At 68.1% G+C, this 13,944-nt stretch carries 13 protein-coding genes; 8 read left to right on the top strand and 5 right to left on the bottom strand.

All coding sequences use genetic code 11. The annotated features are described in order from the left end of the window. Positions 1–73: 73 nt before the first annotated feature. Both gabT and ACHL_RS14140 read right to left on the bottom strand, forming a co-directional pair. Positions 74–1,444: a 4-aminobutyrate--2-oxoglutarate transaminase gene (gabT, locus tag ACHL_RS14135; RefSeq protein ID WP_015937959.1), complete on the bottom strand. Its 1,371-nt coding sequence runs from the start codon at positions 1,442–1,444 to the stop codon at positions 74–76. A 13-nt stretch (positions 1,445–1,457) separates the two neighbouring features. Continuing rightward, the gene (locus ACHL_RS14140) at positions 1,458–2,888 is read right to left on the bottom strand and encodes an aminobutyraldehyde dehydrogenase (RefSeq protein WP_015937960.1); all 1,431 of its coding nucleotides are present in this window, start codon (positions 2,886–2,888) and stop codon (positions 1,458–1,460) included. A gap of 166 nt (positions 2,889–3,054) precedes the next feature. Here ACHL_RS14140 and ACHL_RS14145 point away from each other — a divergent pair, with 166 nt between their 5' ends. Then, a complete protein-coding gene (locus ACHL_RS14145) occupies positions 3,055–4,491 on the top strand; it encodes a PucR family transcriptional regulator (protein ID WP_015937961.1) in 1,437 nt (478 codons plus the stop codon). A 35-nt stretch (positions 4,492–4,526) separates the two neighbouring features. On the opposite strand, the gene ACHL_RS14150 is transcribed toward ACHL_RS14145, so the two are convergent. Next, complete coding sequence (locus ACHL_RS14150; protein WP_015937962.1) at positions 4,527–4,826, bottom strand: helix-turn-helix domain-containing protein; 300 nt, start codon at positions 4,824–4,826, stop codon at positions 4,527–4,529. Positions 4,827–4,940: 114 nt separating this feature from the next. On the opposite strand from ACHL_RS14150, the gene map reads away from it, so the two are divergent. Beyond that, positions 4,941–5,723, top strand: a complete 783-nt coding sequence (gene map, locus ACHL_RS14155; RefSeq protein ID WP_015937963.1) for a type I methionyl aminopeptidase — start codon at positions 4,941–4,943, stop codon at positions 5,721–5,723. 75 nt (positions 5,724–5,798) lie between these two features. Here the strand turns inward: map and ACHL_RS14160 are convergent, their stop codons facing one another. Next, positions 5,799–7,418 (bottom strand): CYTH and CHAD domain-containing protein, encoded by a 1,620-nt coding sequence (locus ACHL_RS14160; protein WP_015937964.1) that lies wholly within the window; start codon positions 7,416–7,418, stop codon positions 5,799–5,801. A 151-nt stretch (positions 7,419–7,569) separates the two neighbouring features. On the opposite strand from ACHL_RS14160, the gene ACHL_RS14165 reads away from it, so the two are divergent. The 3 genes from ACHL_RS14165 (at position 7,570) to ACHL_RS14175 (ending at position 10,755) form a co-directional block, all read left to right on the top strand. Continuing rightward, entirely contained in the window at positions 7,570–8,796 is a 1,227-nt protein-coding gene (locus ACHL_RS14165; RefSeq protein ID WP_015937965.1) for an MFS transporter, read from the top strand. 6 nt (positions 8,797–8,802) lie between these two features. Further along, positions 8,803–9,483: a FadR/GntR family transcriptional regulator gene (locus ACHL_RS14170; RefSeq protein ID WP_015937966.1), complete on the top strand. Its 681-nt coding sequence runs from the start codon at positions 8,803–8,805 to the stop codon at positions 9,481–9,483. Between the two features lie 108 nt (positions 9,484–9,591). After that, positions 9,592–10,755 (top strand): AI-2E family transporter, encoded by a 1,164-nt coding sequence (locus ACHL_RS14175; protein ID WP_015937967.1) that lies wholly within the window; start codon positions 9,592–9,594, stop codon positions 10,753–10,755. A 97-nt stretch (positions 10,756–10,852) separates the two neighbouring features. Here the strand turns inward: ACHL_RS14175 and ACHL_RS14180 are convergent, their stop codons facing one another. Further along, complete coding sequence (locus tag ACHL_RS14180) at positions 10,853–11,389, bottom strand: hypothetical protein (protein ID WP_015937968.1); 537 nt, start codon at positions 11,387–11,389, stop codon at positions 10,853–10,855. A 156-nt stretch (positions 11,390–11,545) separates the two neighbouring features. On the opposite strand from ACHL_RS14180, the gene ACHL_RS14185 reads away from it, so the two are divergent. Genes ACHL_RS14185 through ACHL_RS24730 form a run of 3 tightly spaced genes read left to right on the top strand, consistent with a single transcriptional unit; the run spans position 11,546 to position 13,919 of the window. Further along, positions 11,546–11,836, top strand: a complete 291-nt coding sequence (locus ACHL_RS14185) for a hypothetical protein (RefSeq protein WP_015937969.1) — start codon at positions 11,546–11,548, stop codon at positions 11,834–11,836. A gap of 3 nt (positions 11,837–11,839) precedes the next feature. After that, the gene (locus tag ACHL_RS14190) at positions 11,840–12,670 is read left to right on the top strand and encodes a DUF1206 domain-containing protein (protein ID WP_015937970.1); all 831 of its coding nucleotides are present in this window, start codon (positions 11,840–11,842) and stop codon (positions 12,668–12,670) included. 28 nt (positions 12,671–12,698) lie between these two features. Beyond that, positions 12,699–13,919, top strand: a complete 1,221-nt coding sequence (locus tag ACHL_RS24730; RefSeq protein ID WP_015937971.1) for an SRPBCC family protein — start codon at positions 12,699–12,701, stop codon at positions 13,917–13,919. Positions 13,920–13,944 lie beyond the last annotated feature (25 nt).

A 13,944-nucleotide genomic window follows, 5' to 3' on the forward strand; every position in this document is an offset into this window, starting at 1 on the left:
AAACGGGAAAATACCTGTTAACCAAAAAGGCAGCACCCCCGCAATGCGGGGGTGCTGCCTTGGTGCCTGATGCCTAGGCGTTGGCCTTGATGGCGGCGGCCAGGACCTCGAGGCCGTCCGTCAGCAGGTCGTCGGTGATGACCAGCGGCGGGAGCAGCCGGATGACGTTGCCGTAGGTGCCGCAGGTGAGGATGATGACGCCTTCCTTCAGGCAGGCGGCGGCAACGGCCTTGGTCAGGTCCGGGTTGGGCTCCTTGGAGCCTGCCTGGACCAGTTCGATGGCAAGCATGGCGCCGCGGCCGCGGATGTCACCGATCACCGCGGAGCCGGCCCCGGCCAGTTCCGCCTGCAGTGCGCTGAGCCGGCTGACGGCCAGTTCCTCGATGTGCCTAGCACGGGCGTTGAGGTCGTATTCCTCCATGGAGCCGATCGAGGCCAGCGCAGCGGCGCAGGCCACCGGGTTGCCGCCGTAGGTGCCGCCGAGGCCGCCCGGGTGGACAGCGTCCAGCAGGTCTGCCCGGCCGGTGATGGCGGACAGCGGCATGCCGCCGGCGATGCCCTTGGCCATGGTGATGATGTCAGGGACAACGCCTTCGTGGTTGACGGCGAACCATTCACCGGTGCGGCAGAAGCCGGACTGGACCTCGTCGGCGATGAAAACGATTCCCTTGTCCTTGGCCCAGGCGGCCAGTGCCGGCAGGAAGCCCTCGGCCGGCACGATGAAGCCGCCCTCACCCTGGATGGGTTCGATGATGATCGCGGCAACCTGGTCGCCGCCGATCTGCTTCTCGATGGCGGTGATGGCGCGCTTGGCGGCCTCGGCGCCCGTGATCGAAGGGTTTTCCTCGCGGAACGGGTAGCTCATGGGCATCCGGTAGACCTCGGGCGCAAAGGGGCCGAAGTTGGTCTTGTACGGCATGGCCTTGGCGGTCAGCGCCATGGTCAGGTTGGTGCGGCCGTGGTAGGCGTGGTCGAAAGCCACGACGGCGTCGCGTCCGGTGGCCAGGCGTGCCACCTTGACCGCGTTCTCCACTGCCTCGGCGCCGGAGTTGAAGAGGACCGTGCGCTTTTCGTGGTCGCCCGGGGTGAGGCGGTTCAGCTGCTCGGCAACAGCCACGTAGCCTTCGTAGGGCGTGACCATGAAGCACGTGTGGGTGAAGTGCTCCACGGCTTCCTTGACGGCACCGACGACGGCGGGATCGGACGCGCCCACGCTGGTCACCGCGATGCCCGAGCCGAGGTCGATGAAGGAGTTGCCGTCGACGTCGTGGATGATGCCGCCGTCGGCGTCAGCAACGTAGACCGGGACGCTGGAGGCGACGCCGGCTGCCACCACGGACTTGCGGCGCTCGGTCAGTGCCACGGACTTGGGGCCAGGGAAGTCGGCCTGGACGTTGCGCTTCTGCTCGAGGCGGAAGGTGAGGTCTGATGCGGTGGTGGTCATGAGGGTTTTCCTTCTAGGAGTCGAGGGCGGACATCACGTGCTTGATGCGCGTGTAGTCCTCCACGCCGTACATGGAGAGGTCCTTGCCGTAGCCGGACTGTTTGAAGCCGCCGTGGGGCATTTCGGCGGTGAGGAGGATGTGGGTGTTGATCCAGACAGCGCCGAAGTCGAGGTCCCGGCTGAGGCGCATGGCGGTGCCATGGTTGGTGGTCCAGACGCTGGAAGCGAGGGCGTAGTCAACCCCGTTGGCCAGCTCCACGGCTTCTTCCTCGGTGCTGAACTTCTGGACCGTGATCACCGGGCCGAAGGTCTCCTGCTGCACCACGTCATCGGTCTGCTTGGCGCCGGTGATGATGGTGGGCTCGAAGAAGTAGCCCTTCTCCCCCGCCCGGTGTCCACCGGTTTCGATCCGGCAGTTGGCCGGCAGGTTTTCCACCACGGAGGTGACGGCGTTGAAGTGGTTCACGTTGTTCAGCGGGCCGAAGTAGTTGTCTTCGTCGTTCTGCGAACCGGTGTGCAGGGTCCGGGTGTGTTCCACCATGGCGGCGACGACGTCATCGTGCACGGAATCCTCAACCAGGACCCGGGTGATGGCGGTACAGTCCTGGCCGGCGTTGAAAAAGGCGAATTCGGCGATGGCCGCGGCGCTCTTCTTGATGTCGGCGTCCTTGAAGACGATGGCGGGCGCCTTGCCGCCAAGTTCCAGGTGGGCGCGCTTGAGGCCCTTGGCGGCGCCGGAGGCGACGGCAATGCCGGCGCGGACCGAGCCGGTGATGGACACCAGGCCGGGGACCTTGTGGTCAACCATCATGGCGCCGGTCTTGCCGGTACCGAGAACAACGTTCAGGACGCCCGCCGGCAGGATCTCCCCGGCCAGCCGGGCCAGCACCAGCGTGGACTCCGGAGTGGTGTCCGAGGGCTTGAGGACCACGGTGTTGCCGGCGGCCAGGGCCGGGCCGATCTTCCAGATGGCCATAAGGAACGGGTAGTTCCACGGGGCCACCTGGGCTACGACGCCAATGGGCTCGCGGCGGACATACGAGGTGTGGCCCTCGAAGTACTCGCCGGCGGACTTGCCCTCAAGGATGCGGGCGGCACCGGCGAAGAACCGCAGCTGGTCAGCGCCGGCGGCAACTTCCTCGGACGCGATCAGGGAGCGGACCTGGCCGGTGTTGCGGTGCTGGGCCTCGACAAGTTCGTCGCTGTTGGCCTCGACGGCGTCGGCGAGCTTGAGCAGCATCAGCTGGCGCTGGCCGGGGGTTGCGTGCTTCCAGCTCTTGAACGCCTCCGCGGCGGCGTCCATGGCAGCGTCCACGTCAGCCTGCACAGAGATCGGCGAGTGCGCCACGACGTCGCCGTTGGTGGGGTTGACCACGTCAAGCACCTCGGTGCCGGCGGGAGTGACGAACTTCCCGTTGATGAAGTTCTGCAAGGTTTGGACCACGGTGTGCAACCTCTTTCTTAGGGGCCAACGCGCCCGGCGGAGACCACGGCGGATGGATGGAACTGCCTTGAGCCTATGCCAGCCCACAACCCGAGTGAATAGCCACCTGCACACCCTTCGCGCGGAGGCTTAGTGCGGTTGTCCAGCATCCCCGTATCCTTGTTCCATGGCCATTTCCCTCGCCGCCCTGCTGGGCGTGAACTCCCTGAAGCTGTCCAAGGCAGGGGTTGCCGAGACCACCTGGCACCAGGACATCAACTGGGTTGCCGTCACGGAGCTGGAGGACCCGCAGCGGTTCCTCAACGGCGGCGAACTGATCCTCACCACGGGCCTGAGATTGAAGTCCGCTCCTGAGCAGCGCCGCTTTGTCCGCCAGGTCCAGCGGGCCGGGGCGGTGGGCATCGGGTTCGGCGTGGGGCTCTCGCACGACGCGGTGCCGCCGGCGTTACTGGCGGAGGCAAACCGGTGGGGCCTGCCAGTGGTGGAGGTCCCGTACGAGACGCCTTTCATCGCCATCACCAAGCTGGTGGCGGATGCGCAGTCCGCTGACCACTACTCCAAGCTTGAACGCCTGATCGCCGGGCACCAGATCCTGGCCCGTGCGCTGCTGACCGGCGGCGGCCTCGCCGAACTGCTCAAGCAGCTCGGCAGCATGCTCCGCACGGACATCGCCCTCACCCAATTCACGGCCCAGCTGTACAACAGCAGCGCCGCCGCCCCCATAGCCGATTCCTGGTCCTCCTTCCCCATCCCCACCGGCCGCCGCGACGCCTGCACGCTCTGGGTCCGCCAGCCGTTCGAGGACACCGGAATCGTGGGCTACGCCCAGAACCTCATCAGCGTGGAGCTGAACAACATGGTCAAGCAGCGGCAGTCCCAGCGCGCCCTGTGCGGGCAGGTGCTCGAGGACGTCATCCACGGTGCCCTCGAGACCAGCGAGGCGCAGCGGAGGCTGGCCGGGGTTGGCATCAACAGCACCCGCAAAAACGTGGTGCTGCTGGCCGTCTCCCCCGCCCACCACAAGGCCTTGGGGAGCACATCGGTTCCGCGCGCACTGGAAGGCGCGGTGGCCGCCGTCGTGGGTAAGGACCTGGTGGTGGTGATCAACGACGACGGCGGCGCGGCGCCGGCCCTGGCACGCCAGCTCAGCGACCACCTGGCAGAGGCGGGGATCCACGCAACCATCGGCATCGGCGGCGCCTACACGAAGCCGAACGGGTTGCGGTGGAGCTACTTCGAGGCCCGCGATGCCGCCGGCCACGGGCTGCCGGTCAACGAGCCTGAACGGTTGAGCCTGACCTCGCTCCTGCTAGCCAGTGAGGACGTGCCCCTGGCGGACATGGCCCACGAATCGCTGAACCCGCTGCGGGCCTTCGATGCCGCCCACGGCGCCGAGCTGATGACCACTTTGGAGAGCTACCTCACCAACAACGGTTCGGTGGCGGCCGTGGCTGAGCAGCTCACGCTGCACCGGAACACCGTCCGGTACCGGCTGGCCCAGATCACCGAACTGACCGGGTACGACCCCTCGGTCACGCCGGACCGGGTGCAGCTGTGGCTGGCGCTGGCAGTTGCCCGCCTGTCGGCCCGGCAGGGAAAGTAGCCGCCCGGTCACTGGGCACGGACCCGTGCCGGAGCCTAGGACGCGAGCCGCTGTGGAGCCGTGCGGGTGGCCGCCCGGCCCGCCGCCGGCGACGGTTCATTGATCTCGGCCCACACGGCGTCGAGGGAAAGCCCCAGGACGTCGGCGATGGCCGCAATGGTGGGAAAGGCAGGCGTGGCCACGCGCCCCGACTCGATCTTCCGCAGGGTCTCCGGCGACACCATGGCGTCGAGCGCCGTCTCAAGCATCGGGCGGTCCCCCCGTGCACGCCGCAGCAGCGCGCCGAGGCGCTGTCCACGCTGGACTTCTTCGGGGGTAAGCGGCAGTCTGACCATAGTTCCAATAATAATACCGGGATAATATGGCCGGTATAGTTATTGGCCGTGAACCCTGCTGGAAACACAGGGAAGCCACCTACGGAACGAGCCAGCCACCGGAAAGGGCACCGCATGATCGAGATCCTCAACCCCGCCGAGATCGCCAAGGCCCGGGTAACGGGCGCCCTGGTGGCCGACATCCTCCAGGCCGTGAAGGGCCGCGCCACAGTGGGCACAAACCTGCTGGAGATCGACCGCTGGACCGCGGAGATGATTGACGCGGCGGGCGCGGAATCCTGCTACGTGGACTACGCACCTTCCTTTGGGCGCGGGCCATTCGGACACTACATCTGCACCGGCGTCAACGACGCCGTGCTGCACGGACTCCCCCGGGACTATGCGCTGGCGGACGGTGACCTCCTCACCCTCGACCTCGCCGTCGTCAAGGATGGCATTGCCGCCGACGCCGCCATCAGTTTCCTGGTGGGCGGTTCAGGGCCGGACGAGAGCGTCGCCATGATCGACGCCACCGAGCGCGCTTTGGCCGCAGGCATCGCCGCCGCCGGTCCGAATGCCAAGATCGGGGACGTCTCCTACGCTATCGGCCGCGTCCTTACCGATGCCGGCTACCCCATCAACAGGCAGTTCGGCGGGCACGGCATCGGCTCCACCATGCACCAGGACCCGCACGTGCCCAACATGGGCCGGCCCGGCCGCGGCTTCAAGCTCCGCCCCGGCCTGATGCTTGCCCTGGAACCGTGGATCATGGCCGATACCGCTGAACTCGTCACCGACGCGGACGGCTGGACACTCCGCAGCGCCACGGGCTGCCGGACCGCCCACACCGAACACACCATCGCCATCACCGAGGACGGGGCGGAAATCCTTACCCTGCCCACGGGAACGCGCCCCTAAACGCCCGTTGCCCTATCAGATCCAGTCCCTAACACAGGGTTTCAGGGACCCGATCTGATAGGGCAACAGGGAGAGTCAGAGGACGCCGCCCCGCAGGAGGTCCCGGGACTTCCTGCGCGCCTTGCGGTACTTGTGCTCCGCCGCGGACATCAGCTCATGCTGCCTGGCCAGGAGGGCCGTAATGGCTTCCGTGGCCGCCGCCGGCGCTTCGGATCCCAGCCCGGCCAGCAGGTCCCGGGCAATGACAGCGTCGTGGTAATCGCCAAGGATCTTCTGCTGCCGGTGCGCGGCCTTGGCCACCTTTCGGGCACGTTTGCCGCTGACGGCCGCGGCGGATTCTGCGACGTGCCGCAGCCGCTTGGCATCCTTGCGCACCTGGTGGAGGGCGGTTTCACGCTCGGTTCCCCGGCGGGCGTGCGAGGCCGCCTTGTGGGAGCGCCGGATCCGCTTGGCCGACTTATCCACCGCTTTGGCCACCGCGCGCCGCCCCGGCTCCACGGCGGTGCCGCGAACCGGCGGGGTGTCGCGGAAATCTTCGAGGCTGTCCAGGAGGCGGAAGTAGCGTTCGGATACCAGCGCCTCCTGCAGGAGCCGGTACCCGGCGTCGAACGTTGCTCCCGCGCGGCGGTCCAGGAAGTCCCGGGCCGCTTCGGCGCCCTCACCCGGCGGCAGTTCATCGATCTGGCCCAGCAAACGGGAGCGCAGCACCTCGGCATCCCGGGGCGCCCCGAGCACCCCGCCCAGCCATGAGAGCTCGTCGCGAAGGCGCCGCACGGGAACGGCCCGGTAAAGCTTGCGGTAGGCGGCGAGCGCAGACCGCATCCGGCGGGCGGCCGAGCGCATGTCGTGAATCGCCTCCGGTTCTTCCAGCCGCACTCCGGCGTCGCGGTCAAGAAGCTGCTTGAGCTGGCCCGCCAGGAAGACGGTGACGACGGCGGCAGCCGGGGCGTTCTTCCCCGCCAGCAGGGCGCCACCCGTTCCACTGCCGGAAACCTTCGAGGTTCCGCCTGCCCCCAGAGCCTTGGCCAGCTTGGACGCATGGCCGGCCGGGCGGGCGCCGGCAGCGGCGAGGACCTGGCCGGCAGGTTCAAAGAGGCTGGCTGGTCCATGGACCAGTTCCAGTTCCCATTCGCGCCAGTGTTTACCTCCGGACGACGTGCCGCCGCCGAGGGGCTGGGCGTCCACCCTGTCGTCGGCCAGGTCGGCCAGGTGCACGCCGTCAGGTCCATAGAGCGGGTAGGTTGTCCGCTCGGTCTTCAGCCGCACCACGGGCACGAGGGGGTTCCCGCGCACAAAGGCCTGCACGTAGGCCAGCAGGCTGTCGGGTACGACGTCGGGCTGGCCCAGTGGGGCGTGCAGCTCGCGCCGCCGCGGGGGTTCTGACGCCGCCGGGTCCGTTCCTCCAGGAACAGCGCCCTGGGCGGCCGGCACCCGGGGGCTGGTTTCCTCTGCTGCCGCCGCTTCCGCCGGCAGCTTCAGGTGCCATCCGGCGTCCGTCCCTCCCGTCCGCCGCCGCAGGGTGATGCGGCGGGACTGCAGGGTCCGCTGGGCGGTGTCGAAGTAGACGGCTTCCAGTTCGGCGGTGTGGGCCTCCCCCACCCGGGCTACTCCGGGAAGATGCTGGAGCTGAGGCACCACGGCATCATCGCCGACGTCGTACTTCTTCTCGACCTCCACTGCCTGCACAGCCTTCACAACCGCTCCTCCCAGACGTCCGGTAGCGGCTACGGCCGGACCGGCCGGGCCGCCGGGCTCCCGCTCGCATTCTATTGCCCCTGCCTGCGGGGCCGGGAGAGGTTCCCCACAAAAGCCTAGACATCAAACGTCTAACCTTTAGTCTGGAAAGATGTCCGCCTCGCCACCGCCTGCCGCTGCACGCATTTCCCATCCGTCCGTAGAGGCAGCGCCGAAGACGCGCATCGCCGTCGTGTTCAGCGTCATCGCCCTGGTGCTCATCGGGCTGAACCTGCGCGCCGGCATCACAGGCGCGTCGGCGCTGCTGCACGACCTGCAGCTGGTGCTCGGCTATGGCCCCCTGGTGGCAGCGGTCATCCCCTCCATCCCTACACTGTGCTTTGCCCTGGCGGGCGCGGCAACGTCGTGGCTGACGGGCAAGATGGGCGTGGAGAAAGCCATCCTGCTCGCCCTTGCCCTGCTGGCCGGCGGGCTCCTCCTCCGGGGCATTCCCGCAACGGGAATGCTGGTGGCCGGAACCGTGGTGGGCATGTCCGGGCTGGCTGTTTGCAACGTGGCCATGCCGTCCTTCATCCGCGAACACTTCGCGGCCCGCACGTCGCTGATGACGGCGGTCTACACGGTCACCATGACCACCGGCGGCACCGTGACGTCCGTGGCCGTGGTGCCGCTGGCGCAGGCCCTCGGCTCGCCGTCGGCAGCAGTGGGCTCAATCGGCATCATGGCAATGGCTGCGCTGCTGGGCTTCCTGCCCGTGGCACTCCACGCCCACCGGCACAGCACACGGCCAGCGGGCGGCGGCACGCTGCCGTGGCCGCTGCTGCGGACCCGCAAGGGCGCACTCCTCACCGCAATCTTCACGCTGCAGGCCCTGCTGGCCTACGCCCTGCTGAGCTGGTTCCCTTACATGCTCACCACCCTGGGGCTCAGCGCCTCAGAAAGCGGGCTGATGTTCGGCGTGATGCAGCTGGTGTCCGTTCCCGCCGGCGTGCTGCTGATTGCGCTGGGTTCCAGGCCCGGGATGCTGCGGCCCGCGTTCTACCTGGTCAGCACCGCCATGGCCGCGGGAGTGGCCCTGCTGCTGTTCCTGCCCGTCAGCCTGTCGATCGTTCCTGCGGTGCTGCTGGGATTCGGCCTGGGCATTTTCCCCCTGGTCATGGTGATGATCAGCCGCAGCGGACGGGACACCGCCGAGACCACGGCACTGTCCACGCTGGCCCAGTCCACCGGCTACCTGCTGGCCACCGCCGGCCCGTTCGGCATGGGGATCCTGCACAGTGCCACCGGTGGCTGGACCCTTCCGCTGGCACTGTTGCTGGTGCTGGCCGTGGTGCAGATGGCAGTGGCACACCTGCTCACGTCCGGGAAAGTAAAGTAGCAAGCCATGAGCCTTAGCCCGTCCGCCCGTCCGCCGCTTGCGGACGAGGTCACCGCCAAACTGCGCGCCATGATCCACTCCGGTGAGTGGCCGCTCCAGCAGCGGATCCCCTCCGAATCCGAGCTCATAGCCCGCCTGGGCGTTTCCCGCGGCACGCTCCGCGAGGCAGTCAAGGCGCTGGCGCACAGCGGCATGCTGGAGGTCCGGCGGGGCGATGGAACGTATGTGCGCGCCACCAGCGAGATTTCCGGCGCCGCCCGCCGGCTGTTCCAGGACCACACCGCCGAGCACATCCTGGAGGTACGGCTGGGCCTGGACACCCAGGCGGCCCGGCTCGCCGCCAAGCACGCCACAGCCGACGACGTCACGGCACTCCGGGCGCTCCTCACCGCCCGGGACCAGGCCTGGCGCAGCGGCGACTGCCAAGCCTGGGCCACGGCAGACTGGGGCTTCCACGCGCGGGTGGCCCGGGCGTCCGGCAATCCCCTGCTGCATGAGCTGTACGTCAGCTTTGGCCCGGCCCTGCACCAGGACCTCCTGGCGCAGCAGAAGCGGCCGGGGTTCGACGGGCTTCCCCTCGAGGGGCACGGCATCCTGGTGGATGCGATCGAGCGCGGGGACGCCGACGCCGCGGTGGCCACCGTCAACCGGAACCTGAACTCCTGCGCCGAATGGCTCACGTCGTAGGCAGCCCGTTTCGCCTGGGCCGGACCGGTCAGTAGGCTTACTAGCTGACCCAGCTCCCCTCTTCCACCGTGTTCCGGTGGAGTTCGCTAAACCCTGAGGACCCTTGCCATGGCCCTGTTCTCCCGCCATCCCCGCCGCACATGTTCCGAGCATGGAACTGCCACCGTCCCGGAGGGCGGCAGCAAAACCCCGCAGCAGCTGTGGGGTGACGGCTACGGCCGGGTGGGTATCCGCGCGGCCCAGACACTGCTCATCCTCGCGGTGTCGGTAGTAGCGGTCTTCGCACTCCTGCAGGTCAAGCTGCTGGTGATCCCCATGCTGATCGCCTTGATCCTGGCCGCTGCCATCAGCCCGTTCGTGAACGTCCTCAAAAGGCGCGGCATCAACGACGCACTAGCCACCGTCATCGCTTTCGTGTCGCTGCTGGTCGTCCTGGGCGGGGTTTTCACTGTCATCTATTTCTCGGTCCGGAGCCAATGGGACGACCTGGTCCAGCAAGCCAGTTCGGGGCTGGACCAGCTGCAAAGCTTCCTTCAAAGCGGGCCGCTGCAGATTGACGAGGCGCAAATCGATGCTGCCCGGAACGCGATCGTTGACTTTGCCACCAGCAGCCAGGCCCGCTCCGGCGCCATTACCGGCCTGTCCGTGGTGACGGAATTCCTGACCGGGGCCGTGCTCCTGGTGGTCATCCTGTTCTTTTTCCTCAAGGACGGTGAGCGGATCTGGAGCTTCCTGATCAGCCCCTTCACGGGCGATCGCGCCAGCCGCCTGCGCCGTGTTGGTACGCGCAGCCAGGAAGTGCTGGGCGGCTATGTCCGCGGCACCGCGATCGTTGCCCTGGTGGACACAGTGGGCATCGGCGCCGCACTGCTGATCCTCCAGGTTCCGCTGGCACTGCCCCTTGCCATGGTGGTGTTCATCGGCGCGTTCATTCCGATTGTTGGTGCCACCATGGCAGGCATCCTCGCAGCGCTGGTAGCCCTGGTGGCGAACGGCCCGGTGGTGGCGCTGATCGTGGTGGCCGTGGTGGTGGCCGTCAACCAGCTTGAGGGCAACCTGCTTCAGCCGGTGGTCATGGGCAAGTCCCTGCAACTGCATGCACTGGTCATCCTTCTTGCCCTCACCGCGGGCACCCTCCTGGCCGGCATTGTTGGCGCGGTCCTGGCCGTACCCATCACGGCCGTCGCCTGGGCCATCATCAAGGTCTGGACCACCGAGGACCCGCAGGGCGCCGGCCGGGATCCGATGGTTGCCGAAACCGCGGCGAAGTAGCCCGTAAATTACGACGGCGGCCCCGCACCTTTCGCGTGAAAGGTGCGGGGCCGCCGTCGTAGGCCTTGGCCGCTTCAGCGGGCAAGCAAAGCCGCGGTCAGCGCTGCAGGCCGGCGAAGACGTTCTTGGGCCGCTGCATTTCACCGTGCTTGGCGCCCAGGACAATCACTGCACCCGCGAAGGCGGGGATGACCCACTGGAGTGCCTTGAGCTGCTGCTGCGCGGCCTTCAGTTCATCGGAGGCGCCGGGCCGCGGTTCAGTTGCTCCTTCGCCTCCCTCGGCGGCAAGCTTCTCCACCTTCTTGCCCAAGATTCCGGAGTAGAGGGTGACGGCCGCGCCCGCCACGGTCACGGCGGTCTTGATAACCGTGTCCCGGGCAACGCCGTCCTGCTTGGCGATGCGGCCCTTGTTCTCGAAGGCGATGGCGAGGTCGGCGGCGAGGTGCGTGGCGAACGCTGCCGTCTGGACCGGAGCCCAACGCATCCAGCCCGCGCTAGAAAGCCGGGTGCGTTCGGAGGGATCCTTTGCTTCCGCTGCCGCGCCGTTCAATCCGATGGCGCCCATCAGTGAGCCGCCGAACCATGCTGCTGCCGTCAGATCGTGGACTGACCGGGCAATGAGGTTTCCTGCCATGTTGTACATTCCTAACGTTGAACCGGTTCCGAGCTGCCGCCGGAGCGGCCTTGGCTTTCCGTGGCCCGACGATGGCCACTGTCCGCCTATGGTAAGCACACTTACTAATGTTACGAAAGCCCGTCCCTGCCGGCCGGAACGCGTAATATCGTGTCCATGGGAAATACAGGGACATTGTTCGGCTGGGCCTTCGGGGACCCGGCCCGCGAAGGTGATGGCACGTACGTTGGCGGGCTTCAGGACGAGGCGCTCCGGAACGCGCGCGAGACCGCGCAGGCCAAGCACGTGGACGTGGTGGCAGGCTCGGAAGTCTTCACGGTCCTCAGCGGCAACGATTCCCTGGTGGAGCTGGACAACGCGCCGGGACGCCTGGTGGTCCGCTGCACTGTCCACGTCGAAGGACCCGGTGCGGAGAAACTGCGCGCCGAAGGGCCCATGAACGGCTGACCTGTGTCCGATGGCGAATCCACGCTCAGCCAGGCGGCAGACGCCGTCGAGGAAGCGTCGAACCACAAAGTCCTGGACGTCCTGGCCCGGCTTGGCTTCGCGGTCATGGCCCTGCTGCATGTGATCGTGGGGGCCATCGCCGTTGCCATTGCCTTCGGCCAGCCCGGCCAGGCCGACGCCACCGGAGCCATCGAGCAGCTGGCCGCCAACCCCTGGGGCCCGGCTGTCATGTGGGCCTGCGTTGCGGCCTGCACCGGACTGTCGCTGTGGCAGGCCAGCGAGGCCACCCTCCGGATGCGTGGTGAGCCACGCAAGGAACGCGTGGCGAAGCTGGTGTCCTCCGGCTTCCTGGCCATCGCCTACGGCAGCGTGGGGCTCAGCTTTGCCGGCTTCGCCGTAGGGCTCCGCGGGGACTCCGGGGACAGTACCCGGGACTTCAGCGCAGCACTGATGGGCCACCCGCTGGGACCGTGGGTGCTCGTGGCGTTGGGGCTGACGATCATCGGGATCGGCGTCTACTTCGTGGTCAAGGGAATCACCCGCGGCTTCAAGAAGGAGGAACTCTTCCACTTCAACGGGACCAGGCGCGGCAGGATCGTTGACAGCCTTGGCGTGGTGGGGCACATCGCCAAAGGCATCGCCCTGGGCCTCACCGGGCTGCTGTTCATCATCGCCGCAGCGAAGCACAGCCCGGAGGAGTCCACCGGCCTGGACGGAAGCCTCCAGGCCCTGCGCGAGCACCCCTTCGGCCCCTACCTGCTGGTGGCCATCGGTGCCGGCTTCATCGCGTACGGGATTTTCGCCCTCATCCGGGCCCGGTTCGGACACATGTAGCCTGCGCGATTATGGGTAGGGAGTAACTATGACCCAGCACCCGGGCGGCGTACCTGCCGCCACACGCAGCGCCGGGCAGGCGTTCGCCGCCCTGTTCCGGCTCCTGAAGGTTGCCCGCCCGGAACGGCCCATCCATCCGCACGGGCTCGGACTGTCCGGAGAGCTCACCCGAACCGGCAACCCGGCGGCGCCGAGCGGCATCGACTGGCTCGACAACGCCGGAGTGGATGCCGTGGAGGCCCGTTTCTCCCGCTCGCTGGGCCTGCCCCAGACGCTGCCAGACATCCTGGGGCTGGCGCTGAGGGTCACCCCTTCCGCTGCCGGCGACTCCCCTCCCGGCCCGGCGGATGTCCTGTTCGCCTCCACCGGGTGGCGGGTGCCCGGGCGTTTCCTGCTGCGGCCGCGGCTGGACGTTGCCGGCGCCACCATGACCACGCTGATGCCCTACCGGGGCCGGCAGGGCCCTGTCCTCCTGGGCCTGTGCACCCGCAGCCTCCCGCCCGGATCCCTCGCGTCCGGCGAGTGGGTCCTCGGCCTGCACTGGGCCACCCCGTCCGGGCGGTGGCGGGAGTGCGGAGAGCTGCGGTTATACGCCGGGCCCCATCCAGCTGACACTCCCCTGCGGTTCGATCCGCTCGGAAACCAGCCGCCGGGGGCACAGGCCTACGCGTGGACCCGGCGCCTGCGGAAGCCCTCATACCGCGCTGCCCAGCGGACTCCACCTCCCGCCGTCGTACACCGTCCCGGCGGGCGGCCGGAACGGCCCACGCACCGCACCGCCAACGCCCCCGCAACCGGAAGGAACGCCATGTCCACCGTTTCGCAGCACTTCAGCTCCCCGCCCGCCGACGTATGGCGGGTCATCGCCGACGGCTGGCTGTATTCCGGCTGGGTGGTTGGCGCGTCACGCATCCGGGACGTGGACGCCGAGTGGCCACAGGTGGGCTCCCGGCTGCACCACTCCGTGGGCGCCTGGCCGCTGGTGATCGATGACAGCTCACGGGTGTCCGCAATGGAGCCCGGGCGGTCGCTGGAACTGGTGGCCCGCGGCTGGCCCATGGGCGAGGCCAAGGTGGAGATCACCATTGAGGAGGCAGGGGACGGCTGCCGCGTGACCATCGCTGAGGATGCCATCCGCGGACCGGGCAAGCTGGTACCGAAGGTCCTTCGGAATGCCGCCATCTCCGCCCGCAACCGGGAGACGCTCCGCCGGTTGGAACTGATGGCGGCGGGCGGGGCAGGAAAATAGCCCAACAGGGGTAAGGGGCGCTTAA

Source organism: Pseudarthrobacter chlorophenolicus A6, assembly GCF_000022025.1.
In the GTDB taxonomy this organism is placed as follows: domain Bacteria; phylum Actinomycetota; class Actinomycetes; order Actinomycetales; family Micrococcaceae; genus Arthrobacter; species Arthrobacter chlorophenolicus.